Source organism: Cryobacterium sp. TS_SC_7 (assembly GCF_056156285.1).
Genome location: NZ_CM149589.1, coordinates 1,316,054 through 1,340,951 on the forward strand (window position 1 = coordinate 1,316,054; position 24,898 = coordinate 1,340,951).

General features: G+C 69.2%; 24 protein-coding genes. 13 read left to right on the forward strand and 11 right to left on the reverse strand.

Going from position 1 to position 24,898, the window contains the following annotated elements:
- Positions 1-26: 26 nt before the first annotated feature.
- Positions 27-737 (forward strand): RNase H family protein, encoded by a 711-nt coding sequence (locus tag AC0J5J_RS06110; protein WP_474899974.1) that lies wholly within the window; start codon positions 27-29, stop codon positions 735-737.
- On the opposite strand, the gene AC0J5J_RS06115 is transcribed toward AC0J5J_RS06110, so the two are convergent.
- Positions 703-2,196: a sugar porter family MFS transporter gene (locus AC0J5J_RS06115; protein WP_474899975.1), complete on the reverse strand. Its 1,494-nt coding sequence runs from the start codon at positions 2,194-2,196 to the stop codon at positions 703-705. The genes AC0J5J_RS06110 and AC0J5J_RS06115 overlap by 35 nt on opposite strands.
- Positions 2,197-2,310: 114 nt before the next feature.
- Here AC0J5J_RS06115 and AC0J5J_RS06120 point away from each other — a divergent pair, with 114 nt between their 5' ends.
- Positions 2,311-3,174: a DUF429 domain-containing protein gene (locus tag AC0J5J_RS06120; RefSeq protein ID WP_474899976.1), complete on the forward strand. Its 864-nt coding sequence runs from the start codon at positions 2,311-2,313 to the stop codon at positions 3,172-3,174.
- Here the strand turns inward: AC0J5J_RS06120 and AC0J5J_RS06125 are convergent.
- On the reverse strand, positions 3,146-3,436 hold the full coding sequence (locus AC0J5J_RS06125) for a hypothetical protein (protein WP_134425792.1): 291 nt from the start codon (positions 3,434-3,436) through the stop codon (positions 3,146-3,148). The two genes, AC0J5J_RS06120 and AC0J5J_RS06125, sit on opposite strands and share 29 nt — an antisense overlap.
- 141 nt (positions 3,437-3,577) lie before the next feature.
- On the opposite strand from AC0J5J_RS06125, the gene AC0J5J_RS06130 reads away from it, so the two are divergent.
- Entirely contained in the window at positions 3,578-4,060 is a 483-nt protein-coding gene (locus tag AC0J5J_RS06130) for a hypothetical protein (protein ID WP_174722435.1), read from the forward strand.
- Here the strand turns inward: AC0J5J_RS06130 and AC0J5J_RS06135 are convergent.
- Complete coding sequence (locus AC0J5J_RS06135) at positions 3,963-4,907, reverse strand: Pvc16 family protein (protein ID WP_474899977.1); 945 nt, start codon at positions 4,905-4,907, stop codon at positions 3,963-3,965. The two genes, AC0J5J_RS06130 and AC0J5J_RS06135, sit on opposite strands and share 98 nt — an antisense overlap.
- Before the next feature lie 228 nt (positions 4,908-5,135).
- Between AC0J5J_RS06135 and AC0J5J_RS06140 the strand changes: the two genes are divergently transcribed.
- Positions 5,136-5,426 carry a hypothetical protein gene (locus AC0J5J_RS06140; protein WP_474899978.1) on the forward strand — a complete coding sequence of 97 codons (291 nt, stop codon included), beginning with the start codon at positions 5,136-5,138 and terminating at the stop codon, positions 5,424-5,426.
- A gap of 186 nt (positions 5,427-5,612) precedes the next feature.
- On the opposite strand, the gene AC0J5J_RS06145 is transcribed toward AC0J5J_RS06140, so the two are convergent.
- From AC0J5J_RS06145 to AC0J5J_RS06155, 3 genes are all read right to left on the reverse strand, one after another.
- Complete coding sequence (locus tag AC0J5J_RS06145) at positions 5,613-7,046, reverse strand: DUF222 domain-containing protein (RefSeq protein WP_474899979.1); 1,434 nt, start codon at positions 7,044-7,046, stop codon at positions 5,613-5,615.
- 85 nt (positions 7,047-7,131) lie between these two features.
- Entirely contained in the window at positions 7,132-7,290 is a 159-nt protein-coding gene (locus AC0J5J_RS06150; RefSeq protein WP_474899980.1) for a hypothetical protein, read from the reverse strand.
- Positions 7,291-7,453: 163 nt separating this feature from the next.
- Positions 7,454-8,917 (reverse strand): cryptochrome/photolyase family protein, encoded by a 1,464-nt coding sequence (locus AC0J5J_RS06155; RefSeq protein WP_134425796.1) that lies wholly within the window; start codon positions 8,915-8,917, stop codon positions 7,454-7,456.
- A 113-nt stretch (positions 8,918-9,030) separates the two neighbouring features.
- On the opposite strand from AC0J5J_RS06155, the gene AC0J5J_RS06160 reads away from it, so the two are divergent.
- From AC0J5J_RS06160 to AC0J5J_RS06170, 3 genes are all read left to right on the forward strand, one after another.
- A complete protein-coding gene (locus tag AC0J5J_RS06160) occupies positions 9,031-9,933 on the forward strand; it encodes an oxygenase MpaB family protein (protein ID WP_134425797.1) in 903 nt (300 codons plus the stop codon).
- A 9-nt stretch (positions 9,934-9,942) separates the two neighbouring features.
- Positions 9,943-10,677: an SGNH/GDSL hydrolase family protein gene (locus tag AC0J5J_RS06165; RefSeq protein WP_134425798.1), complete on the forward strand. Its 735-nt coding sequence runs from the start codon at positions 9,943-9,945 to the stop codon at positions 10,675-10,677.
- 104 nt (positions 10,678-10,781) lie between these two features.
- Positions 10,782-10,985: a hypothetical protein gene (locus AC0J5J_RS06170; RefSeq protein WP_474899981.1), complete on the forward strand. Its 204-nt coding sequence runs from the start codon at positions 10,782-10,784 to the stop codon at positions 10,983-10,985.
- A 103-nt stretch (positions 10,986-11,088) separates the two neighbouring features.
- Here the strand turns inward: AC0J5J_RS06170 and AC0J5J_RS06175 are convergent, their stop codons facing one another.
- The 3 genes from AC0J5J_RS06175 to AC0J5J_RS06185 form a co-directional block, all read right to left on the reverse strand.
- Positions 11,089-11,733: a MerR family transcriptional regulator gene (locus AC0J5J_RS06175; RefSeq protein WP_474899982.1), complete on the reverse strand. Its 645-nt coding sequence runs from the start codon at positions 11,731-11,733 to the stop codon at positions 11,089-11,091.
- A gap of 2 nt (positions 11,734-11,735) precedes the next feature.
- Entirely contained in the window at positions 11,736-12,680 is a 945-nt protein-coding gene (locus AC0J5J_RS06180) for an NAD-dependent epimerase/dehydratase family protein (protein WP_474899983.1), read from the reverse strand.
- 148 nt (positions 12,681-12,828) lie between these two features.
- Positions 12,829-14,103, reverse strand: coding sequence for a M18 family aminopeptidase (locus tag AC0J5J_RS06185; protein WP_474899984.1), 1,275 nt, complete (start codon positions 14,101-14,103; stop codon positions 12,829-12,831).
- An 86-nt stretch (positions 14,104-14,189) separates the two neighbouring features.
- On the opposite strand from AC0J5J_RS06185, the gene AC0J5J_RS06190 reads away from it, so the two are divergent.
- Entirely contained in the window at positions 14,190-17,402 is a 3,213-nt protein-coding gene (locus AC0J5J_RS06190) for a beta-phosphoglucomutase family hydrolase (RefSeq protein WP_134425802.1), read from the forward strand.
- 156 nt (positions 17,403-17,558) lie between these two features.
- Here AC0J5J_RS06190 and AC0J5J_RS06195 read toward each other — a convergent pair whose 3' ends face one another.
- Positions 17,559-18,281 (reverse strand): hypothetical protein, encoded by a 723-nt coding sequence (locus AC0J5J_RS06195; protein ID WP_134425803.1) that lies wholly within the window; start codon positions 18,279-18,281, stop codon positions 17,559-17,561.
- A 65-nt stretch (positions 18,282-18,346) separates the two neighbouring features.
- Between AC0J5J_RS06195 and AC0J5J_RS06200 the strand changes: the two genes are divergently transcribed.
- A complete protein-coding gene (locus AC0J5J_RS06200) occupies positions 18,347-18,826 on the forward strand; it encodes a PPOX class F420-dependent oxidoreductase (protein ID WP_134425804.1) in 480 nt (159 codons plus the stop codon).
- 172 nt (positions 18,827-18,998) lie between these two features.
- The gene (locus AC0J5J_RS06205; RefSeq protein WP_474899985.1) at positions 18,999-21,227 is read left to right on the forward strand and encodes a DEAD/DEAH box helicase; all 2,229 of its coding nucleotides are present in this window, start codon (positions 18,999-19,001) and stop codon (positions 21,225-21,227) included.
- Between the two features lie 12 nt (positions 21,228-21,239).
- Here the strand turns inward: AC0J5J_RS06205 and AC0J5J_RS06210 are convergent, their stop codons facing one another.
- Entirely contained in the window at positions 21,240-22,259 is a 1,020-nt protein-coding gene (locus AC0J5J_RS06210; RefSeq protein WP_474899986.1) for an ADP-ribosylglycohydrolase family protein, read from the reverse strand.
- A gap of 280 nt (positions 22,260-22,539) precedes the next feature.
- On the opposite strand from AC0J5J_RS06210, the gene AC0J5J_RS06215 reads away from it, so the two are divergent.
- The 3 genes from AC0J5J_RS06215 to AC0J5J_RS06225 are packed head-to-tail and all read left to right on the forward strand — an operon-like array spanning position 22,540 to position 24,841.
- Positions 22,540-23,349, forward strand: a complete 810-nt coding sequence (locus AC0J5J_RS06215) for an amino acid ABC transporter substrate-binding protein (RefSeq protein ID WP_134425807.1) — start codon at positions 22,540-22,542, stop codon at positions 23,347-23,349.
- A gap of 12 nt (positions 23,350-23,361) precedes the next feature.
- Positions 23,362-24,030, forward strand: a complete 669-nt coding sequence (locus AC0J5J_RS06220) for an amino acid ABC transporter permease (RefSeq protein ID WP_134425808.1) — start codon at positions 23,362-23,364, stop codon at positions 24,028-24,030.
- Entirely contained in the window at positions 24,017-24,841 is an 825-nt protein-coding gene (locus tag AC0J5J_RS06225; protein ID WP_134425809.1) for an amino acid ABC transporter ATP-binding protein, read from the forward strand. The genes AC0J5J_RS06220 and AC0J5J_RS06225 overlap by 14 nt, the downstream gene beginning before the upstream one ends.
- Positions 24,842-24,898: the final 57 nt, after the last annotated feature.

Consider the following 24,898-nt stretch of genomic DNA (forward strand, 5'->3'; position numbering starts at 1 on the left):
GCGGGACCCCAGGAAAGGCCCTCAGCATGACTATCATCGCCGCCGCCGACGGTTCGGCCCTGGGCAATCCCGGTCCCGCCGGATGGGCGTGGTACGTCGACGACTCCTGCTGGGCTGCCGGCGGCTGGAACCACGCCACGAACAACCAGGGTGAGCTGAAGGCCGTGCTCGAGCTGTTCCGGGCCACCGCGCACCTCGACGACGACCTGCTCGTGCTGTGCGACAGCCAGTACGTGATCAACTCCGTGACCAAGTGGATGCGCGGGTGGAAGGCCAAGGGCTGGCGCAAGGCGGACGGCCAGCCCGTGATGAACCTTGATCTCCTCCAGGAGCTCGACGAGGCTCTGGCCGGACGCACGTATCGGTTCGAATGGGTCAAGGGCCACGCGAACCACCCGCTCAACGAGGCCGCCGACACGCGTGCCCGGGCTGTGTCGGAGGCGTTCCAGCGCAAATCACCGATCAACGCCGGCCCGGGCTGGGTCCGGGCGGGCGACGCCCCGGCTGCCCGTCGGCCCGCGCTGACCGCTCCGGCGAAGGCACGGGCCGTCGCCGCTCCGACCGTCGCCCGGAAGCTCCCGGCCGGACCGGCGCATCCGGAACTCTTCGCTTTCGACGAGCCGCCGACCTCCCACACCGTGTCCCTGGAACTGTCCCCGGACGAGCACGCCCGCCTGTCGGAGCGCGCCGCCCGGCTCGGCGTCAGCGTTGAGGTACTGCTTCGCGGCCTGATCTGACCTCTGGGGTCCTCGCAGCGGTCTTGGCCGCGTTTCTCGCCGCGTTCCTCGGCGGCAGCAGGGTGTTCGCCTCGTCCAGGGACATGCCGTTGGTCTCCGGGATCTTGGTCAGCACGAAGACGAACGACAGCGCCGCGAACAGCGCGTACATACCGTAGGTCAGCGGCAGCGAGACGGCTGCCAGCGACGGGAAGGTGACCGCGACCAGGAAGTTGGCGATCCACTGGGCCGCTGCCGCAATGCCGAGCGCTTTGACCCGGATGGTGTTCGGGAACATCTCGCCGAGCAGCACCCAGACGACCGGGCCCCACGAGGCGCCGAAGAAGACCACGAAGACGTTTGCCGCGACCAGGGCGATCGGGCCCCACGCACCGGGCAGGCTGATCTCGCCGCCCACGGTGACCGACTGGCTGAAGGCGACCGCCATGGTGGCCAGGGACAGCGTCATGCCGATGGATCCGGTCATCAGGATCGGCCGACGTCCGATCCGGTCGATCAGGGCGATGGCGATGAAGGTGACCGCGATGTTGGTCAGCCCGGTGAACACCGAGATGGTGAGCGAGCTCGATTCCTCGAAGCCGACCGCCTTCCACAGGGTGGTCGAGTAGAAGAAGATCACGTTGATGCCGACGAACTGCTGGAACATCGACAAGAGGATGCCGATCCAGACGATCGGGCGCAGGCCGAAGGACTTGCCGCGCAGCGACCCGGCACGCTGACCCAGGGCGTCGGCCTTGATCGAGGCACGGATGTCCCGGATCTCCCGGTCCACGTCGCCGTTGGGCCACACCTTCCGGAAGACCGCACGGGCCTCATCCTCACGGTCTTTCAGCACCAGGAAACGAGGGGACTCCGGCAGGATCTTGGCGATCACGAAGTACACGGCAGCGGGGAACGCGCAGGCCAGGAACATCCACCGCCAGGCGTCGATCCCGAACAGGGAGGGCTCACCCGCACCACCGGCCGTGTTGGCGAACAGGGCATCCGACAACAGCGCGGAGAAAATACCGATCGTGATGGCGAGCTGCTGGAGCGATCCGAGACGCCCACGCATCGCTCGCGGCGAGATCTCGGCGATGTAGGCCGGGGCCACCACGGATGCCAGCCCAATACCGAGACCCCCGACGATGCGCCACAGCACGAGGTCATAGACGCTGAAGGCGAAGGCGGAACCGACCGAGCTGACGAAGAACATGATCGAGCCCAGGAGCATCACCGGAATGCGGCCGAACCGATCGCCGACCCGGCCGCCCAGATAGGCGCCGGCGGCGGCCCCCAGGAGCGCGCTCGCCACCGCGAAGCCGGTCAGGGTCGCCGTGAGCGCGTACTCGTCTTCAATGGCATTCACCGCGCCGTTGATCACGGATGCGTCGAACCCGAACAGGAACCCTCCGAAGGCACCTGCAATAGCCAGCGCGATGACTTTCCCGTTCGTGGATGGTTTCTCGGTCTGGAACATCGTCACTGCCTCTAACTGATTGTCTAACAATCCGGAAGAGACTACGCCCGAACAGGGGGTGCCGATAATCGGCGGCGGCATACGACCGTCACCTGCCTGTGCTATTCATGAGCCATGACGCGATTCCTCGGAGTTGACCTGGCCTGGGCCGAAGGCAGCGCGTCGAAACCGGCCAACGAGTCCGGCCTGGCCTGCATCGATGAGACCGGCCGGGTGATCGACGCCGGCTGGGCCCGCGGCACGGATGCCGTGATGGCCTGGATCGACTCCCTGTGGGAGCCCGGCGCCGTGCTGGCGGTCGACGCCCCCCTGGTGGTTCACAACCTCACCGGCATGCGCCTGTGCGAGCGGGAGACCGGGAGTCGCTACGGCAGCTGGCACGTCTCCGCGAACGCCTCGAACCTCGGCCGCCCGTGGGCCGGCGGGGTGGCGATCCGCCGCCGGCTGGAGGCCTCCGGCTGGACCTACACCGACGGCCTCACGCCGGTCGATCCGGCAGCCCCCAGCTTCTTCGAGTGCTACCCCTACACGACGCTCGTGGGCGCGGCAGAGTTCGGCTACGTCGACAAGAGACCCCGCTACAAGCGCATGGGCACCTCGCTTCCGCCGGACGAGCGCCGGGCGGCGCGGGCCGCGGTCTGCGACGACCTGATCCAACGGATCTGGCGGCTCACCCGAGCCTCGCCACCGCTCGACCTGGGCTCCCACCCCGTCTCGGACGCCCTGGTGACCGTGCCGTCACCGTTGGTCGACCGACCCTACAAACACCGCGAAGACCTGATCGATGCCCTGCTCTGCGCCTGGACGGCCTCGCTCTGGTGGCACCGGGGCATGGAGCGCTGCCAGGTCCTTGGCGCCCTCGACGACGTGTCGGAGCTCGGTCAGCGCCCGACCATCATCGCGCCGGCCCGGCCGGAGCAGCGCCGCGGCGACGACGGGGCGCGGCTCGTCACCGCACCGGGTACCAGCGCGCCTTGACCCGCTCCGTCACCTGCCACGACACCGGTTCCACACGGGCGCGGGCCGCAGCGAGCACATGGTCACCCACCTCGAGCGCCATCGCGGCGTCATCCGCCGTGAACCGCACGATCGCGCGGGGTGCCCCGGCGACGACGGCGAGGTCGGATGCCTCCACGATCGTCATCTCGGCGGCGGCGGCCGCGAGCGACGACAGTACGGAGTCCGGGGCCACGCCCGGGCGGAGGGACCCGATGATCAGGGTGATGCGAAACGAGGGCATTCAGCCAGCGTAGGCGGGGAAGCAGGTGTTCCGGACCGGAGCGAAGAGGTGTCTACTGGAGCCACCGGCTCCGTCCCGGTCTCCGCTTCCGGCAGACTCCGCTGCCGGCAGACTCCGCTACCCGACCGAATGGAGGTCGACATGCTCTGGCGTATTCCCCTTCTGGTTCTGCAGGGATTCTTGGCTCTGACCTCGTTCGCGGGTGGGATGGCCCTCATGTTCGGGCCCAGCCTCGGCCCGCTCGGCATCGTGCCGCCGGCCGAGTTGCTCGCGGGCACCGGGTTCGACTCCTATCTGCTGCCCGGTCTCATCCTGGTCGCTGTCGTCGGAGGCACGCATCTCGTCGCGTTCCTGTTGCTGCGGCAACGCCGACGCTCCGCTCCGGCCGCGGCCTCGGTCGCCGGGTTCGGGCTGCTGATCTGGGTCTTCGTTCAGATGATCTTCATTCCGTTCAGCTTCCTGCAGGCCGTTTACTTCGGCGGCGGCCTGCTGGAGCTGGTGTTCGTGCTCCTCCTGCTCGACGTGGTCAATCCTCGGTGGACGGCGGCGGTGTCCCCGGGAAGCGCACTTCGACCCGGGTCCGGTCCGCCAGCTCATCCCCGGCCGGATGAGTCAACTCAATGATCACGACGCTCGGAGCCTGGCCGAGGAGGTCAAGGACCGATCCGATCTCCACCCCGGCGTAGGGGTCGTCGACGTCGAGTTCCTCCGGGCGCACGCCGAACAGCGGGTCGGCGGCAGCCACCATCAACACGGCTCCCCGGTGCTCGGCCTGCTCGAACACGCGCGCGAGCTTGGCTTCGGTTTCGGATTGGGTGGCGCCCACGATATCCCCCAGCGGCAGGGTCACGAGCGCTTTTCCCAGCTCACTCGCCACGGATGCCGCTGCCGTGGCCTTGCCCGCGGCATCCGTTCCCGTGAACACGGCGATCGCGCCGGCCCCCGCCAGCTTCACGACGTCACGCACGGTGCCGACCACCGCAGTGCGCTCCGCCGCGTCCAGGGTGAACGACGCCATCACGGCGAAGGACAGCCGCAGGGGCGCTTGGGATGCCAGCCACAGGGAGGTCAGCACCTCGTTGGTCAGCGGGGAGGGCGAGAGCCAGACCTGCAGGTTGTCCGCCGAACCGATGGGGACATTCAGCACGGGGTGGCGCTCGATGACGGCTCGCGCCGTGCCGAAGACGCGGTGGCTTCCGGCATCCGTGTCGACCTCGTCGCCGGGATACGCGCTGACCAGGTAGTGCAGTTCGGCAATGACCCGGCTGGGTCCGCGCTGGGTTTCCTCCCGGTAGCTGATGAGGCTGTCGTAGTAGAGGAACAGGTTGATGGACGGGCCGGTGACACCGGTTCGCGGGGAGCCGAGCGCGTAGGACGTGACCGGCAGCCCGATCGGTGGCGAGGAGAGCAGCCGTTGCAGAGCGACGGTCGTGGAGGCGATGGCCTGGCCGTAGTTCGTGAGCGACGACATGGTGACTCCGGCTTCTGAGCATTCTGGAACGAGGGACGGAAGTGAGCAGACGAGGCCACGGTACTCCGGCTCCCCATGCAGGTCGAGGCATTCGCTGCTGCCCGGGCGACCCGGCCCCGGTCGGGAGCGCCATGCCGTAGCCTGCATCGGGAAGCGTGTTCGCGGCTGGTCTCGATGTGTGTCCGGCGACGTGTGGCCGCTGCTACCCGCTTGCGGCGAAGGAGACCCATGCATTACTCGGTAACGATCGTGGCGCAGGCGCATGTCACGAAACCTGATGCGCTGCGCTTGATCGCGGAGGCGGCGGGTTCGACCGTTCAGGATGCCGCCACGGCCCATCCCTTTGTGCCGCTCGTCGGCGGCGGCCGAGTCGAGGTGGAGATTCCGAAGTTCGGTGAGGCGCCGCCGCTTGCGATCGATGTGTTCAGCCCGCACAGTGTCGAGCAGGCCCGGATGTCCGCGCTGGCGCTGCAGGCGGCTCTGGTCCGTGTAACGGACTGGCCGACGGAGGTCAGGTAGGCACCCTCCACGCCGCGCTGCTCGAGCCCCGGTGGTCGAGCCTGTCGAGACCCGGTGGTCGAGCCCGTCGAGACCCGGTGGTCGAGCCCGTCAAGACCCGGTGGTCGAGCCCGTCGAGACCCGGTGGTCGAGCCCGTCAAGACCCGGTGGTCGAGCCCGTCAAGACCAAAGACCAAAGACCAGCTCCTACAGCGTCACCCGCTTACTCGGCAGTGCAATCAGGGTCTGCTCCGGGTCGACGTCGACCGGTGGTCGTAGCCAGTAGTCATTGCCGGTGCGGATGATGCTCCAGTGCTGGTTATGCAGCAACAGGTGATGCGGATGGCACAGCAACACCCCGTCGGCAAAGTCGGTGTACCCGTTGTCAGCGAGCCATTCGTTGATGTGGTGCGCTTCTGACCACGCAGGTGATCGATCGCAGTCGACCCACCGGCAGCCGCCATCCCGCACTCCCATCGCGGCGCGTTGCGCCTCGGTGAAAAGACGTTGGTCACGCCCGACGTTGATGATCTGACCGGTGTCGTCGACCTGGATGCCGCGGGTTCCGGTGTCGCAGAGCAGCCGGTCGATCGTTTCCTTCGAGATGGGAACGGGGCTGCCCTCGATCTGCCCATGGGCGGCGGCTTCGGCGGGCACCGGTCCATCCGTCTTGAGGGACTTTTCGGTCACGATCACTCGAACCGCGGGGCGGCGGCCGCCGAAGACCCGGCCCTGGTCGGCCTCACCGGCGATCTTCAGCAACTGCACCAGGGCGTCGGCGGCGATCTGCTCGGTGCTGCGCGGGTCATCCTGCACACGTTTGGCCCAGGCGGCCTTCTCCTTGTCAACGAAGCGCACCCCGCCACGGCGAGGGCTGGTCACGGAGTCGAAAGTCGAGAGCACGAATTCGCCGTCTTCGGGTGCGAAGAGGCCGTGCAGGCGCACCTTGCCGTTGCCGAGCCGGTAGACCCGCAGGAATCGGTCGTCGTGGGCCTGCTTCTCGCGGGCGGCGATGCCGGCCTCGTCGAGCTGGTCGCGCATCCGCCGGGCGAGCTTGAAGACCTGATCTGCGTTCAGTGACGCGGCCTCAACGAGGAGGGAATCGAGGGCTGTGCCGAGTTTCTCCGCAGTGACCGCGGCGTCGATCTGGCCGAGGCCGGAACGGATCGACTCGGCCGCATCGACCGAGAGGGTGCCGTCGGTGACGGCCCGGGCGATCGGCGCCTGCCATGGCACCTTCGCGGCGAAAGAAGCGACCGCGGCGGCATCCACATCGGATGATTCCACGGCAGCCTCGACCAGTTTCTCCGCCGCCTCGGCATCGGCCATCATCGTGCCGACCGCGACGAGCTTGAACGCATCGTTCTTGGTCGAGCCGGTCACCGTCTGAATCAGCGCCTCGGGCGAGAGGAAGCCCTGCTGCGCGGCCAGACCGGAATGGCCGAGCTCGGGCCGGGAGCGGCGGGCGATGGTCGCCGCCATCCAGGCGGAGCGGGTGTCGAGCAGACGGCGGGCGGCTGCGATCTGCTTCTGGCCGGCCAGCACCTCAGCGTCGGGCAGGGCCTCATAGTCGGCGCAGGACGAGCCCAGGCGAGCGACGGCATCCGTTGCCGTTCTGAGGTCGTCTGCGGTGGTGGTCATGCGTTGAGGATATCAGGAATAGTACGCGTAGTCGAGAGTCTGTCACCTATTAGTCAAAGCTTTTTCGAAGTCGTGTTCTAAACGGTCACGGGTTGGCTCGCCGGGTCTCGACAGGCTCGACCACCGGGGTCTCGACAGGCTCGACCACCGGGGTCTCGACAGGCTCGACCACCGGGGTCGCGACAGGGTCGGCTCGCCAGGTCTCGACGGGCTCGACCACCGGGGTCTCGACGAGCTCGACCACCGGGAGTGGGGCTCGACCACCGGGTCTCGACAAGCTCGACCACCGGGAGCGGGGCCCGACCACCGGGACGCGGCGCAGGTTGTGGATCGCGGCGAGCGTTCTTACGTGCGCCTGCTTCCACACGGTGCGCCGCGACGAGCGTGCGGGAGCGGTGCACCCTCACTCACCAGTCGGTGCGGGCGCGTTCCTGGGCGACGACCGCGTCACGGTCGACCAGGCGGCGCAGCCCGGCGAGCGGCTGTGCCATGCGGTGATTGCCCCGGATGCGCGGCTCCACCCGGTCGAGGAACGCCCAGTACCCGGCGGTGAACGGGCACGCGTCCTCGCCCAGCCGTTTCTTCGGGTTGAATGTGCAGGAGCCGCAGAAGTCGCTCATCTTGGAGATGTAGGCGCCGCCGGAGGCATACGGCTTCGTGGCGACGATCCCGCCGTCGGCGTGCTGGGACATCCCGACGACGTTGGCGGGCATCACCCAGGGAGTGCCGTCGACGAACGCGTTCGTGAACCACTCGGTGAGCTCAGCCGGCTGGTAGCCGCGCTGCAGCGCCCAGTTGCCGAGCACCATCAGACGCTGGATATGGTGCGCGTATCCCGTGCGGCGCACCTCCCCGAGCACATGGCTCAGGCACTTCGCCCGCACCGCGCTGCCGTCGAGTTCCCAGAACTCCCGCGGCAGTGCCACGTTCGCCTCGAGGTGGTTGCTGCGCCGCACGTAGTCCTCGCCCAGGTGCCAGTAGAGGTGCCAGACCCAGTCCCGCCAGCCCATGATCTGGCGCACCACGGCCTCCACGCTCTGCAGCGGGGCTCCCCCGGTCTCGTAGGCGGCGATCACGGCGTCGATCACCTCCCGCGGATGCAGCAGCCCCAGGTTCAGGGGAACACTCAGCTTCGCATGGGCCATCGTCTCGTCACCGAGCAGGGAGGCATCCTCGAACGGGCCGAAATCGTTCAGGCGCGTCTCGACGAAATCAGCGAGCGCCGCGAGCGCTTCCGTCCGGGTGGCCGCGAACAGGCGAGGTCCGTCCTCGCCGATCAGGTGGATGCGTCCCTCGGCCTGCCACGTGTCCAGGTCGGCGCGCACCTGCTCGTCGATGTCGTCTTCGACCGGGCGGAACGGGTCCGGCAGCCCCAGGCTCACCGCTCCCTTCGGCGGCGGCTGGCGATTGTCGTGGTCGAAGTTGAACTTGCCGCCCTCAGGGTCGGGCCCGCGCATGAGCAGCCCGGTCTCGGTGCGCACCTGGCGATAGAACTGGTCCATGATCATCCGGGATGGTGGTCTGCCTTCCGCCCACGCGGCGAAGTCTTCCTCGCTGGTCACGAAGCCACGGCTCGGCAGAACCCGTGCTCCGAGCTCCCGAACGAGAGCCCGGGAGCCCCAGGAGGTGGGATTGACCACCTCGAGGTCACGACCGGTGAGCACGTCGCGGTAGTGCTCGGCGTGCAGGTATTCCACCCGGTCACCGAGTTCTCTGGCCCGGTGCCGGAGGGCGCTGAGGATCAGGTGCGCCTTGGCACGGTGGTACGGGTGCCGACCGAGTACACCGACGGACTCCACCATCAGGAGAGGTCCGCCGTCGTCGAAGTGGGGGCCGAGTTGGTCGGCGAAGATGAAGCGGGGCACTGCCATGGTTCGAGTTTAGGATGCTCCCGCGCACCCCCGCCGCGCACCCCGGCACGCGCACCGCTGCCGCACGCACGGTTCGAGGCCGATGCCCAGCCACGACGGGTTAACCTCGGTCCATGGGCAGGTTCACAGACAGCTGGCGGTCGCATCTTCTGGTGACCCTCTCCGGAAATGGCGACGGCCGCCCGCAGTGGGTGGAGAAGATGGAACTGGGCGACGACGTCGGCTTCTTCGGCCCCGGCTCCGCCTCCTGGGCCGTGCACGGCGGGCTCGCGACGATGGTCGCCGGCATCCGTGCCCTGCTCATGCAGACCCTCCATCCCGGCGCCATGGCCGGCGTGCACGACTGGTCTCGCTATAAGGAAGACCCGCTCGGGCGCCTCTCCGGGACTATCCAGTGGCTCGTCACTGTGACCTTCGCCGACACGACGCTGGCCGAGAGCGAGTCGTCCCGGGTGGGGCGCTTCCACGACCGTGTCACCGGAACCTACCGCGACGCCCAGGGAATCGAGCGTCCCTACGCCGCCGGAGACCCTGAACTTCTCGCCTGGGTGCACATCGTCTTCACCGACGCGTTCCTGGCCACCCACTCGATCTGGGGAGGCCCCATCCCGGGCGGCGCCGACGGTTACGTGCGCGAATGGGCCAAGGCCGGAGAACTCGTCGGCGTGCACAATCCCCCGCGCTCCGCGTCCGAACTGCAGACCCAGCTCGCTGCGTTCAAGGATGCCGGCATCCTGAAAAGTGACGAGCGCGTCGCCGAGGCCGTGCGCTTCATCCGCAATCCCCCGCTCCGGCCCGGCATGATGCCGTTCTACCGGGTGATGTTCGCCGGCGCCGTCGCCTCGATCCCCCGCGAATACCGCGAGCTGCTCGGACTGCGCCGTTCCCTGCTCCCGGCGGTCTGGGCGACCGGAGCCGTTCTGGGTCTGGTTCGCCTGCTGCTGGGCCGGTCTTCGACCTCAGAGGATGCCGCCCGCGCCCGCATCGCACGCCTCGCCGAGGCGAATCCGGCCTAGGCTTGGCGGATGCCTCCGCACCACGGCCGCCGATTCCCGGTCGCAAACCCTCCTCGCCGTTTCCCGGTCCGGGTGGTCGCGGTCGGCGTGGCGGTGCTGATCGCGAGTGCCGTCGGACTCAGCGTGGTCCTTCCCCTGTCCGCCGCCGACGGCACTGTGCGCGTGACTCGCACGGATGATCGCCCGCTACGGGTGCTGTTCGTCGGGGATTCGATCAGCTACGGTCTGAACGCCCAGCGTCAGGACCTCGGCTTTCGCCCGCTGATGGTCGATGCGCTCGCGAAGGGAGGGCCGGTTCAGGAGTTCCACACGAATCGCGCCGGGGCGACCACGCACGCGGTGTCCCGGCTGGTCGACGTGCCGGAGGGACTCGACCTGGCCGTGGTCGAGCTGGGCACCAATGACGTGGTCGACCAGACCGCACCGGACGATTTCGCCCGCAGCTACCGCGCACTTCTCCACCGTGTGCACACGGAGTCGCCCGGGGTGCCGTTGCTCTGCGTGGGAACGTGGGGCAGCGCGGGCGGCGCGGACGGGTCCGACACCTACAACGCGCTCATCGACCGGGAATGCGCGCGGCAGGGCGGAGCCTTCGTCAGCCTGTACGGGCTGTACCCGATCGAGGCCAACCGCGGACCTGCCGGGCGGAAGGTCTTCGGCGGAACGAGCGACCGTTTCCACCCCAACGACACCGGATACCGGGCTATCGCGGCCCTTCTCCTTGACCGGATCACTGTCCACTGACCGGGCAGCCGGCCTCCTTGGGCGGCATCACACAACGCATCGCATATCGCGCCACCGAAGTACACCCCCTTGTCGATCTCCCTGATCTGAGGAAATCTCCAAGTATGAGATCAATCGACTGGGTACTGACCATCCACTGCCGGGAGTGCGGAATCGGCGCCACAGCCCACGTCGGGTCCGACCGGCGCATCGTATGGCCGGTGATCGTGCATGAGGGCGGATGCGCACTTGCCGACGACGAGGATCTCGTGGAATCACGCTCCGGGCATCCCGTGCAGGGACGCCGCCGCCCGGTCTACGCCGGCTGACCCGGTCCCCGGCTGTTTCTGGCGGCGACATCACTCCTCGGACCTTGTGGTTTCGTCGGCGGATTTCGTCGGCGGATTTCGTCGGCTCGGCGTGCGATCTTCTTCAGAGTTCGGACGCCGGAGGCGCTGAGTACCGGAGCGAGGACAGATGCTCCTGGGCCGCCCGGCGCAGACCGGAGAACAGAGTGTCGCCGAGCACTGTGCCCACGACGACGATCTCCGCCTTGGCCGCCCGCTCGATGCGAGCGTCGAGTTCATCAATGTCGGCCTCGGCCGCCACGAGGGCGGCGGCCGCGTACCGCCGGAACCAACCGGCGGCGTCGATCTGGCCGATTCCCGTGAACGTGTCGAAGACCTGGGCCGCCGCGAGGCGACCGGGGTTGTCGTCCGAGACGTGCCAGCCCGCCATCAGCGTGTCGACGTGGGCCAGGGCATCCGCTGTCACCGTCGTCGGATCGACCGCCTCGGACACGGCATGCTGGGCGATCTCGAATGTCTCCGGCAGGGGGAGCTCGGAATCGATGGCTTCCAGCACTCGCCGGGCGGCGGCGACGGAGAGGCCACCGACCTCGGTCAGGCCGCGGATGAGACGGATGCGACCGAGGTGCGCGTCTCCGTACAGCGCCTGATTCGGACCCGTGCGAACGCCCGCCGGCAGCAGGTTCTCCCGCTGATAGAACTTGATCGTCGCGACCGCTACACCGCTGCGTGCGCTGAGTTCAGCCATCTTCAGGTCGGCGTCCGCCATGGTCAGGCGCCCGCCCGCTCGGCCGGCGCGCGATAGCTTTCGATCACGGCTGCCAGCGACTCCGCCCATGGTGTGGCATGCACACCGAGCAGTCGCTCGGTCTCACTGGAGTCGACCAGGAACGGCCGGTTGAACTGGTAGGACGAGTCGTTGGCCGCCCGGATGAACGGCACGAAGAAGCCGAGCAGTCGCAGGAACACCGGGCTCAGCGCCTTGACTCTGCCTTCTTCACCGGTGAGCCGATTCACCCGCTCGGCGATCTCGGCGCGGGAGAGCGGCTTTGCAGCGGGCACGTGCCAGACCCGGCCCCACGCACCGCGGTAGTCCGCGGCCGCGATCAAGGTGGCAACGATGTCTGCCCGGTAGCACCAGCTGTGCGGTTCGGTCGGGCTGCCGAAGACCCGGGCGGTCTTGCCGGCCAGAACCGGCCCGAAGAAAGTTGAGCCGAGTTGGCTGTTCCGGCCGGCGCCCGGTCCGAAGTAGTCGCTCGCCCGCACCTCGACGACCTCGATCTCGCCCCGGGCCTGAGCGGCGAGCGCGAGCGTCCAGCCCTCGGCGCGCACCTGCCCCTTCGGCTCGGTCGGGTGCAGCGGCGTCGTTTCGGACATGGGCATGGCGCTGTCCTCGCCATAGCCGTAGAGGTTGCCCATCAACACCAGCCGGGCCGAGGACCGGTGGGCCGCTTCGATGGCAGCCCGGTGCATCGGGGGCCACAGCTCCGGCCAGCGGTGATACTGGCGAGGACCGGTCGCGAGAAAGATCGTGGCGGCGCCTGCTGCTGCGGTGGCCAAGGCGTCCGGATCGGACGCGTCGAGGGTGATCGACGTCGTGCCGGGCACGTTCGTGCCGGAGCGGGTCGCGAGCAGCACGGTGTCCCCACGCGCGACGAGGGCGCGGGCAAGGGCTTCGCCGATGTAGCCGGCGCCGGCGATGAGGTGGACGGTCATGAGAATCTCCTCTGCGGACGACGAGAGAGCCGTCGTGATGATAGTGCGACTTTCTGATAGTTAAAGTATCAGATATACGAACTATCTAGCAAGTAATGGGGCCCCTATTCCTGCGTCCGCCGCGGCTGCCGAAGGCGCCCGCCGGTCGCTAGTGCTCGGGGGCGAAGAACGCGCCGATCGCGCCGCTCAGCGCCACCGGGTCGTTCACGTGGCATAGTTCCCGGGCGGAATGCATCGACAGCAGCGGGATTCCCACGTCGACCGTGCGGATCCCGAGACGCGTGGCAGTCAGCGGCCCGATCGTGGAGCCGCACGGCACCGTGTTGTTCGAGACGAATTCCTGGTACGCCACGCCGGCCTGCGCGCAGGTGCGGGCCCAGAGCGCCGCACCCGCTGCATCCGTCGCGTAGCGCTGGGTGGCATTGATTTTCAGGAGCGGCCCGCCCCCGGCGACGACCAAGTTCGCCGGGTCGTGCTTCTCCGGATAGTTCGGGTGCACCGAGTGGCCGGCGTCGGCCGAGAGGCACCACGAGCCGGCGTAGGCGCGCAGGCGATCGCTGACGGATGCCCCGAGCCCCGCCCCGATCCGGGTCAGGATGTCGTCGAGCAGCGGTCCGCTCGCACCTGAGCGGGTCTCGGAGCCGATTTCCTCGTGGTCGAAGGCCGCGAACACCAGGATCTGCCCGGTGGGTGCGGGGGCGGCGAGCAGGGCGACGAGGCCGGCGTGCACCGAGGAGAGATTGTCCATCCGCCCGGCGGCGAAGAGCTCGTTACCGAGGCCGAACCGCGCCGGCGGTGCCGTGTCGGCCGTAAAGATGTCGTACCCGGCAACATCCGCCCCCGCCAGACCGGCCAGACCGGCGAGGTGCCCGATCAGGTCGGCCTGGCTCTTCTCGCCGACGCCGAAGACCGGGGTCAGGTGCCGCTGCCGGTCCAGGGTGAGGGCCGTGTTGGCGTCGCGGTCGAGGTGGATGGCCAGCTGCGGGATGCGGCAGAACGGCCCGGTGCGCACCAGGTGTTCGGTGCCGTCGACGGTCGTGAGGCGGCCGGCGAATTCGAGTTCGCGGTCGAGCCAGGAGTTGAGGAGCGGGCCGCCGTAGACCTCGACACCGGCCTGCAGCCAGCCGTGGGCGCCGATGGTCGGCTTCGGTTTCAACTTGAAGCCGGGCGAGTCGGTGTGGGCGCCGAGGATGCGGAACGGGGTCGTCGGGCCGGCGCCGTCCGGCTGCACCCACGCGATGACGGCGCCGTCGCGCACCACGTAGCGACGCCCGCCCTCCTGGGGCCACTCGTCCGTTTCGCTGACGCGGCCGAAACCGGCGGCGTCCAGGCGGCGGGCGACCTCGGCCGCCGCGTGGTACGACGACGGGGAGGCGGTGATGAAGTCGGCGAAGTCGTCGATGTAGTCGGGTGTGAAGGTCATGGGTCAATCCAACCACTCTGCGTACTATGTGCTCTGTCACGGCCCGACACCCACGGCCTGCCATCACGGTCCCAAGGAGCGCACCCATGAGTGAAACGAACCCGGCGAACAAGCAGCCGCACCCGTCCCGCGCCGCCTTCGACGCCGTGATCTTCGACCTCGACGGAGTGGTCACCGACACGGCCGCCGTGCACGCCCGGGCCTGGAAGGCCCTCTTCGACGAGGCGCTGCCGGGGCTGACCAGATCACCGGTGCCTCCGTTCGAGATCGGGATCGATTACCGACGGTACGTCGACGGACGGGCGCGGGAGGACGGCATCCGTGCGTTCCTCGCGTCGCGCGGGATCGAGCCGAAGCGTGGCCGGGCGACCATCGACGCCCTCGCCGCTCGCAAGCAGGAGCTCTTCACCCGCGAGCTCGCCGCGGGCGGAGTGAGCGCGTTCCCCGGCACGCTGGCTCTGCTGCAGCAGCTGCGGGAACAGGGTCTGCCGGTGGCCGTGGTGACCTCGAGCCGCAACAGTGGCGCCGTGCTGGCCGCGGCGCGCGTCACGGGCCTGTTCGACGTCACCGTCGACGGTACTGACGCCCTGCGAATGGACCTGGCCGGCAAACCCGACCCGGCCCTGTTCCTCGAGGCTGCCCGGCGGCTGCACGTGACGCCCGACCGCACGGTGGTCATCGAAGACTCCGAGGCCGGGGTGCAGGCCGCGGCGCGCGGTGGATTCGCCCTGGTCATCGGCATGGACCGCAACGGCGACGACCGGCTGCACTCGGCCGGAGCCGATCTGCTGCTGACCGACCTCGCCGGCCTGGATCTGGCCGCCCTGGATCCCGCCGTGACCGGGAAGAATCGCGGCTGGGCGGGCGGAGAGTCCGGCAGCGACCCGTGGCTGCTGCGTTACATCGGCTACGACCCCGCCACCGAGGGGCTGCGGGAGGCGCTGTGCACCCTCGGCAACGGCTACTGGGGAACCCGCGGCGCGGCCGCCGAGGCCTCCGACGACGGCGTGCACTACCCGGGCACCTACCTTGCCGGCGTCTACAACCGGGTGCAGACCGACCTCGGCGAGCGCACCGTCGAAGACGAGCACCTGGTCAACGTCCCGAACTGGCTCCCGCTGGGATTCCGGGTGGCCGATGGCGACTGGTTCGACGTCGGCCGGGCCCGGCTGGTCACCTACCTGCAGGAACTGGACCTGCGCCGCGGCCTGCTGACCCGGGTCATCCGTTTTCGCGACGAGGCCGGGCGCACCACACGGGTGACCTCCCGGCGGTTCCTGTCGCAGGCGGCGCCGCATGTGGCAGTGCTCGACACCACGTTCGAGGCCGAGGACTGGTCCGGCCCGCTGACCGTGCGCTCGGCCCTCGAGGGCCGTGTCTTCAACCGCAATGTGGCCGCGGACCGGTTGCTCAGCGACACGCACCTGCTCCCCCGCACGAGCGCGGCCGTCGACGCCGAGACCGTGCTGCTCGAAATGGAGACCACACAGTCCGGCATCCACATCGCCCTTGCCGCTCGCACCCGGGTTCGGAGGGACGAGCAGGCCGTTGATCCCCCCCGGCACCTGCTCACCGACGACGCCGGCTGGGTGGCGCACGAGTTCACCCTCGATCTGGAGCCGGGGCATCCGGTCAGGGTGGAGAAAACCGTGATCGTCAGCACATCTCGGGACCGGGCCATCGCCTCACCGGCGCGGGCGGTGGCCGCCTGGATGCGGCGGCTACCGGACCCGGCGGACCTGCTGGCGGCGCACGAGCTGGCCTGGCAGGTCCTCTGGGACGAATTCGCCGTCGGCATGCGCGCGAGCGATCACCAGTCGCTCGCGCTCAACCTGAACACGTTCCATGTGCTGCAGACGGTGGCGGCCGTCGACGCCGACCTTGACGCGAGCGTGCCGGCCAGAGGGCTGCACGGCGAGGGGTACCGCGGCCACGTGTTCTGGGACGAACTGTTCGTCTACCCGATCCTCACCCTGCGCCGCCCTGACCTGAGCCGCGCGCTGCTCGGCTACCGGTACCGACGCCTCGGCGAGGCCCGGGCCGCAGCCCGGGGAATCGGCTGCGAAGGCGCGATGTTCCCGTGGCAAAGCGGCATCGATGGGCGCGAGTCCACCCCGACGGAACTCTTCAACCCGCTCTCCCAGCAGTGGATGCCCGACAACTCCCAGAACCAGCGGCATGTGGGCCTCGCCGTCGCCTACAGCGTCTGGGAGTACTACCAGTCCACCGGCAACACCGAATTCCTGATTCACCAGGGTGCCGAGATGCTGCTCGAGGTGGCCCGCTTCTTCGCCAGCCTGGTCCGTTACGACGAGGCGGACGACCGCTACGACATCGACGGGGTGATGGGGCCGGACGAGTTCCACGACGGGTACCCGGGGATACCCGGCAGCGGCGTGCGCAACAACGCCTATACGAACGTAATGACCGCGTGGGTGCTTCGCCGCGCGGTGGACACCGTGGCACTGCTGCAGAACCGTTACTGCCGGCCCCTCTGGAACCGTCTGCAACTGCGGCCCGAGGAGGTCGACCAGTGGGCCCGGATCAGCCTGAGGCTGAGGGTGCCGTTCCACGCGGACGGCGTCATCAGCCAGTTCGAGGGCTACGAGGACCTCCCCGAATTCGACTGGGACGCGTACCGGGCCCGGTATCCCTCGATCGCCCGGCTCGACCTGATCCTCAACGCCGAGGGCGACAGCACCAACAACTACCGGCTCTCCAAGCAGGCCGATGTGCTCATGCTGTTGTACCTGCTCTCCGCGGAAGAACTGCGCGAACTGCTCGAGACGATGGGCTACGCCCTGCCGCCGGAGGCCATCGTGCGAACGGTCGAGTTCTACTCGGCGCGCTCCACGCACGGCTCCACGCTCAGCAACGTGGTGCATTCCTGGTTGGATGCCCGACGCGACCGGGAACGGTCCTGGGCCTACCTGACCCGGGCTCTGGACAGTGACCTGGGCGATATCCTCGGCGGTTCCACCCACGAGGGCATCCACCTCGGAGCGATGGCCGGATCGGTCGACATGGTCGTGCGCTGCTACACCGGTCTGGAGATCCGGCAGGACATGCTGTGGCTGCACCCGATGCTGCCGGAGGAACTCACAGAGGTCACCTTCAGCATCAACTACCGGGAACAGCCGATCCGCCTGGAACTGACTCCCGGCAACCTGCGCCTGCAACTGAGGGCCGGAGGCGCCGCCCCGATCCGGGTGCGCATCGAAGGCAGCGAGGCCACCCTCTCCCCCGGTGAGACCCGCGACTTCCCCCTCGGCGAAATGGTGCCGAACCGACAACTTTGAGGGGTGCGGCCGGGCTGGCACCCCTCAAACGTGTCGGTTCACCGCAGTCTCGATGGTTCATCCTCGACGGGTACGCCCGCCGTCGCCCCGGGGAGACGGCCGTGGTGGTCCTCGAAACGGTGACGTGAGCGGTACCGGCTCCAGCCGCGAACGCGCTCACGCCTCGGATTGCAGGGCGGCCCGGGCGAACGCAGCCCCGCCCGGCGTGACGATCCACCGCCTGTAGCTGCTCGCGCCGAGGTCGAACACGCCCAGCCCGCGCAGCAGACGCCATTTCGGCAGCACCAGGTCGAACGCCGCCTCGGCCGAGAGCGGGTCGCCGTCTCGCCGCACCCAGCCGACGGTCTCCAGGCTCAGGGCCAGCAGCTGCTTGAACAGGTCGCTCTCGTCGAATCCCCGCCGCGCGATGAGCAGGAGCAGGAGTCTGATGGCGTCGGTCTCGGCCGGGTCGCGGCTCTGGTCCACGGTCCGGGCCAGGTGCCACCACAGCTCCCGCGGCGCCTCGGCGAGCGCCCGGCCGCGACTGGTTTGCAGCAGCATGCCGTGGCTCACGCGCAGCAGGCCGACGGTGCGCAGGTGCGCGCGCAGCTCGAGCAGCGGCAGGAAGTTGCTCTCCCGGTTGGCCGTGCCGGGCCGACCCCAGTCGAGTTGGGCCCTGGCTTCCACAACCACCGCCGGCGGCAGATAGCCGGCCTGGGTCAAACGGATGCCGTGCGCGCCGACGCGACGCAGCATCCACTGCACCGGTGTCACCATGCGTTCCATCGCCCGCACCGGCAGCAGGATGGTGTCGGCCACCCGCGCCTCCGCGAGCACCAGGCGGAACCCGGCGACGGAGTCGGGGTGCATGCGGGTTTCGAGTTCCTGGGTGACCTTCACCGTTGGAGCATAGCGAGGTGGTGCGACACGGCGGCCGGGCATCCGTATTGCCGTAGCTTTGAACCATGGCCAGAGACATTGCAACCACCACCGTCGTCGACCTCGCCGAGATGCTCGACTTCGTTCGCCCGAGGCACCGGATGCTGCTGGCCACCACCCGCTCCGACGGCCGCCCGCAGATCTCGCCGGTGTCCGGCGGGGTCGACCCTGCCGGCCGCATCGTGATCTCCTCCTACCCGTCCCGGGCGAAGACGCGCAACGCCGAGCGCAATGTGCACGCCTCCGTGCTGGTGCTCTCGGACGACTGGGACGGCGGTTGGATCCAGGTCGACGGCGACGCCGAGGTGCTGCACATGCCCGACGCTGCGGACGGGCTGGTCGAGTACTTCCGCTGCATCGCCGGCGAGCACTCCGACTGGGCCGAGTACCGGGCGGCGATGGCGTTGCAGGACAAGTCCCTGATCCGGATCACCCCGACACGGTGGAGCCCGATCGGCACGGGCGGGTTCCCGGCCGACGTCGCCGCTCGCCTCGACGCGCTCTAGCCGCATCCCCCGGCCTCGCGGCGCACCCTGTGGAAGCAGGCGCATGGTCTAACGTGCGCCTGCTTCCAAAACCTGCGCCGCGAGCGTGGTCCGGCGCACCGTCGGCGCACCGTCGGCGCATCGTGCGCACCCCGCTCGGCGCACTGTCACCCGCACCTGCGAAGCTGGACGGATGACCGACACCCGCACCATGGCCCTCGAGATCCTGCGAAACCTGGTCGGGCGTGACGACGCCGACTTCCACGAGGGGCAGTTCGAGGCGATCGAGACCCTGGTCGACCAGCGCCGCCGGGCCCTGGTCGTGCAGCGCACCGGCTGGGGCAAGTCGGCGGTCTACTTCGTCGCCACGCTGCTGCTGCGCCGTCAGGGTGCCGGCCCGACCATCCTGGTGTCGCCGCTGCTCGCCCTGATGCGCGACCAGGTGGCCGCGGCCGCCCGCGCCGGGGTGCGCGCCGTGTCGATCAACTCCTCCAACCCGCACGAGTGGGCCGAGGTGCAGCAGCAGCTGCAGGACGACGAGGTCGACGTGCTCCTGGTCTCCCCGGAGCGGCTCAACAACCCGAAGTTCCGCGACGAGCAGCTCCCGGCGCTGCTGGCCCGGGTGGGTCTGCTCGTGGTGGACGAGGCCCATTGCATCTCCGACTGGGGCCACGATTTCCGGCCCGACTACCGGCGCCTGCGCGACCTGATCGCCCAGATGCCCGCCGGCGTGCCGGTGCTGGCGACCACGGCCACGGCGAACAGCCGGGTGGTGACGGATGTCGCGGCGCAGCTGGTCTCGACAGGCTCGACCACCGGGGGCTCGCCGGTCTCGACAGGCTCGACCACCGGGGGCTCGGGCTCGACAGGCTCGACCACCGGGGGCTCGACCACCGAGGTGGTCACCATCCGCGGGCCGCTCGCCCGGGCCTCCCTGCGGCTGGGCGTGCTGCGCCTGCCCGACTCGCGCACCCGGCTGGCCTGGCTGCTCAGCCACATCGACGAGCTGCCGGGCAGCGGCATCATCTACACCCTCACCGTCTCGGCGGCGGAAGACACCGCCCGGCTGCTGCGGGACGCGGGCCACCCGGTGCGCGCCTACACCGGGCAGACCGACACCGCTGAGCGGGAGGAATCCGAGGGCATGCTCAAGCGCAACGAGGTCAAGGCCCTCGTCGCCACCAGCGCCCTGGGCATGGGGTTCGACAAGCCCGACCTCGGCTTCGTGCTGCACCTGGGTGCCCCCTCTTCCCCCGTTGCCTATTACCAGCAGGTCGGCCGTGCCGGCCGCGCCACCGAGAACGCCGACGTGCTGCTACTGCCCGGAGTCGAGGACGAAGACATCTGGCAGTACTTCGCCACGTCCTCGATGCCCAGCCAGCACAAGGCGGAGGCCGTGATCGGGGCTCTCACCGAGCACGGAGGTACCCCGCTCTCCACTCCCGCGCTCGAGGCCCGCGTCGACCTCAAGCGCAGCCCGCTGGAGCTGCTGCTCAAGGTGCTCGATGTGGACGGGGCTGTGCGCCGCGTCACCGGCGGCTGGGTGGCCACCGGGCAGCCCTGGTTCTACGACCGGGAACGCTACGAGCGCATCGCCGCCGCCCGGGTGAATGAGCAGCAGGCCATGCTCGACTACGAGCGCACCACCGGTTGCCGGATGGAATTCCTGCAGCGCGCGCTCGACGACGACACCGCGGTGCCCTGCGGACGCTGCGACAACTGCACCACAGCCTGGTTCCCCGGCGACGTGGCACCCGAGATGGCGACTGCCGCGGCCGCGTCACTCGACCGGGTCGGGGTGGCCATCGAGCCGCGCGCCCAGTGGCCCACCGGGGTGGCGAGCCTGGGCGTGAACGTGCGCGGCAACATCCCGGCCGGTGAACGGATGCTGCCCGGCCGCGCCCTCGCCCGCCTCACCGACCTCGGTTGGGGCGGCCCGTTGCGCGACCTGTTCGCCACACAGACCGCAGATGCGCAGGCCTCCGGTGCGCCGGGCACGGATGCCCCGGCGAGCCCCGCCCTGATCCAGGCCTGCATCCGCGTGCTGGCGGAGTGGGGCTGGGACGAACGCCCGGCCGCAGTGGTCAGCGTGCCCTCGCGCCGGCATCCGGTGCTGGTCGAATCGGTGGCCCGGGCGTTCGCCGACGCGGGGCGCCTGCCCTGGCTCGGCTCGCTCGACCTCGTGAACGGCGGGCCCACCGGCACGGCGGGGGGCAACAGCGCCTACCGGCTCTCCAACGTCTGGGACCGCTTCTCGGTGGGGCCCGAGTTGGCCGCGGCCCTCGATGAGGTGCAGGGGCGGCCGATCCTGCTGGTCGACGACCTGGCCGACAGCCGTTGGACCCTCACGGTCGCGGGCCGTCTGCTTCGCCGGCAGGGAGTCGTCGCGGTGCTGCCGTTCGCGCTGGCGCTGAAGTCCTGAGCGGTCGAAGCGTCAGCGCACTGCGCGCAGTTTGACCGTGCGCCGCCGGTCGACCTCGTCGGCCACGGCTCCCCCGACCTCGCCGGCTTCGCCGCGGTGGGCCGCCTGCATCGACAATCGCACGAGATCCACGCCGCGGAGCCCCGGCCAGCCCTGCACGAGGTGGCGCCAGGCCGTCGGCACGGCGGCCAGCCCCCAGCGGGCGGCCGTCAGCGCTCCTGCGGTCGCCGCGACGGCGTCGGTGTCTCCGCCGCCCCGGGCCGCCGCTTCGATCGCACGGCGCACCTGGCCGGCATCCGTGGCCCGGGCGTGCGTGATCGCCGACCAGGCGGCCTGCAGAGTCTGCACGACCCAACCGTTCCCCGGGAAGTCTGCGGGCCGTTTGTGCTCGGCATCGTCGAACCGGGCCGTCCACATCTCACGTCGCTCACTCGGCAGCGTCGGCAGCCCCGCTCGGATGTCCAACTCCCCCTCGAGCACAGCCTGCCGAAGGGCGAGCCCGAACAGTGCGCAGGCATCCGACGCATCGGTTTCGCAGTGGGTCAGCTCGCTGACCCGGCGCGCGGTCTCGGCCAGGGCGACCGGGTCGTCGAGATAGGCCAGCGCGACGGCCGCGGTCCGGAGCAGGGAGCCGTTGCCGGCGCTGCGTCCGTTGCGTTCGTGCTGTTCCCTGGCCGCGCGGCGCGCGCCGGCCGCGGTCGGCTCGCTGCCGGACAGCACGGCACCCAGCTGGGTCCCGGCATACGGCGCCGATTTCGCCCAGTTCACCCACTGGGCCACGATCTCGTTGAGCACGGACTCGTCTCGAAGGTCCCGGCCGGCCGCCGCCGCCACCGCAAGCGGAACCGTCATGGCCGTGTAATCGGTCCATTCCCCGGGGGCCCAGTGGAATCCGCCGCCGCCGCGCATGCTGACCGGAGCGGTGTCGGGCAGCGGTCCGGCGAATTCGTAGCCTGCCCCGAGGGCGTCCCCGCAGGCCAGCCCGAGGAGAACCCCGGCCGATCGGTCATGTTGGGCGGCGGTGAGATTCATGCGGGCTCCTTCGAGTGGGGCCGAGCGTAGGTCTGAGAGAGGATCGAGAACGGGCAGAAGAGGGGGCGGTGACGAGTGCGGTTCCGGTGTCGACAGTGAGCCCGCAGGCCTCGCGCAGCCTATTGCGAGGCGGAAGCCCGAACAAGGGTGTTGACATCAGCCCGACCGATGTGACGCACGGTGTCACGGGAATACTGACCGGCACACACTCCTTGTTAGTCTTCGGACGTCGCTTTTCGGCGATGAATACGCACCTGCAACCTCGGTTAGGCCAGAAACAATGAAGCTCAAGATCATGTCGGCGGTACTTCTCACAGCGCTCACCGTGTCGCTGGCCGGCTGCTCCGCCGCCGACACCGATGACACGACCACCACCGGCGCCGACACCTCGCTGTCCTCCGTGACGGATGCGGGAGTGCTCACCGTCGGCACCGAGGGCACGTACCGCCCGTTCACCTTCCACGAGGGTGGCTCCGGCGCGCTGACCGGCTACGACGTCGAGATCATCGAGGCCGTCGCAGCCGAGCTCGGCGTCAAGGTCAAATTCGAGGAAACCCAGTGGGACGGCATCTTCGCCGGCCTCGAGGCCGGGCGCTTCGACGTCATCGCCAACCAGGTCACGGCCACGCCGGAACGCGTCGCGAAGTACGACTTCTCGACCCCGTACACCGTCTCGACCGGCGTCATCGTCGTGAAGAGCGACAACACGTCGATCACCTCCTTCAAGTCCCTCTCCGGCAAGACCACGGCCCAGTCGCTCACCAGCAACTGGAATACCCTCGCCACCGAGAGCGGAGCCAACGTTCAGGCCGTCGAGGGCTGGGCCCAGTCGGTCGCCCTGGTCGAACAGGGCCGCGTCGACGCGACCGTGAACGACAACCTGACCTTCCTCGACTACCAGAAGCAGACCGGTGCCGCCGGCCTCAAGGTCGCCGCGAACACCGATGAGAAGTCCGCGACATCCTTCGCGTTCGTCAAGGGCAGCACGGCGCTCACGGATGCCGTCGACGGCGCCCTCGAGAAGCTCGCCGCCGCCGGCACCCTGACGTCGATCTCGGAGAAGTACTTCGGGTCCGACGTCTCCAAGTAACCCGTTCCAGCCATGAACCAATCTGCCTGGGACCTTTTCTGGTCCTCGCTTGGCCCCATGGTGCAGGGGGCGATCCTCGGCACGATCCCGCTGGCCCTCGCCTCGTTCGCGATCGGGCTGACTCTCGCGCTGGGACTGGCACTGATGCGTCTGTCCCGGCTTGGGTGGGTGTCGGGCATCGCCCGGGTCTACATCTCGATCGTGCGCGGCACGCCTCTGCTGGTGCAGTTGTTCGTGATCTTCTACGGCCTGCCCTCGGTGGGCATCGTGATCGATCCGTGGCCGAGCGCCGTGATCGCGTTCTCGCTCAACGTCGGCGGGTACGCCGCCGAGGTGATTCGGGCGGCGATCCTCTCCGTGCCCAAGGGCCAGTGGGAGGCCGCGTACATGATCGGCATGTCGCATCGTCGGGCGCTGACCCGCATCATCCTGCCGCAGGCCGCCCGGGTGTCGGTGCCGCCGCTGTCGAATACCTTCATCAGCCTGGTCAAGGACACCTCCCTGGCGTCGGTGATCCTGGTCACCGAGCTGTTCCGCGAGGCGCAGCAGGTGGCTGCCTTCAGCTCGGAGTTCATGCTGCTCTACCTCGAGGCCGCCCTGATCTACTGGGTGATCTGCCTGGCCCTGTCCTCGGTGCAGAGCGTTCTCGAAAAGCGATTGGACCGCTATGTCGCCCACTGACCCGATTGACCCGACCGATCCGGCCGGCCCGACGGCCCCGGATGCCGCGGCGCAATCCGACGCCCTGCTCCGCGTGCGCGGATTGAAGAAGAGCTTCGGCCCGAACCAGGTTCTGCAGTCCATCGAACTGACCGTGGGTAGAGGCCAGGTGCTCGCGCTGATCGGCCCCTCGGGCTCCGGCAAGACCACGATCCTGCGCTGCCTGAACGGCCTGGAGCTGGCCGACGGCGGCACGATCGACGTCGCCGGCGAGGTGTCGCTCGACTTCGGCACTCCCCCGACGAAGAAGCAGCTGGCGGCCCTGCGCGACCGGTCGGCCATGGTCTTCCAGCACTACAACCTGTTCCCGCACAAGACCGTGCTGGAGAACGTGCTGGAGGGGCCCGTCGTGGTGCAGCGACGTCCGAAAGACGAGGTCACGGCGGAGGCGCTCGCCCTGCTCGACCGCGTTGGACTCAGTTCCAAGAGGGACAGCTACCCGTTCGAGCTCTCCGGCGGCCAGCAGCAGCGCGTGGGCATCGTGCGCGCGCTCGCCCTGCGCCCGCAGCTGCTGCTCTTCGACGAGCCCACCTCGTCGCTCGACCCGGAACTCGTCGGCGACGTGCTGCGCCTGATCAAGGAACTGGCCCTGGAGGGCTGGAGCATGGTGATCGTGACCCACGAACTCGAATTCGCCCGGGAGGTGGCCACCGAGGTGGCTTTCGTCGACGGCGGCCGGATCGTGGAGCACGGCGACCCGAAACAGGTGCTGCGCCACCCGAAAGAGGAACGCACCCGGCAGTTCCTGCACCGGCTGCTGTTCCCCTTCTAGGTTCGCATCCAGGTGTGGGGGCCGACCTCGCCGTGCAGCGGCTCAGCCCCTCACCTG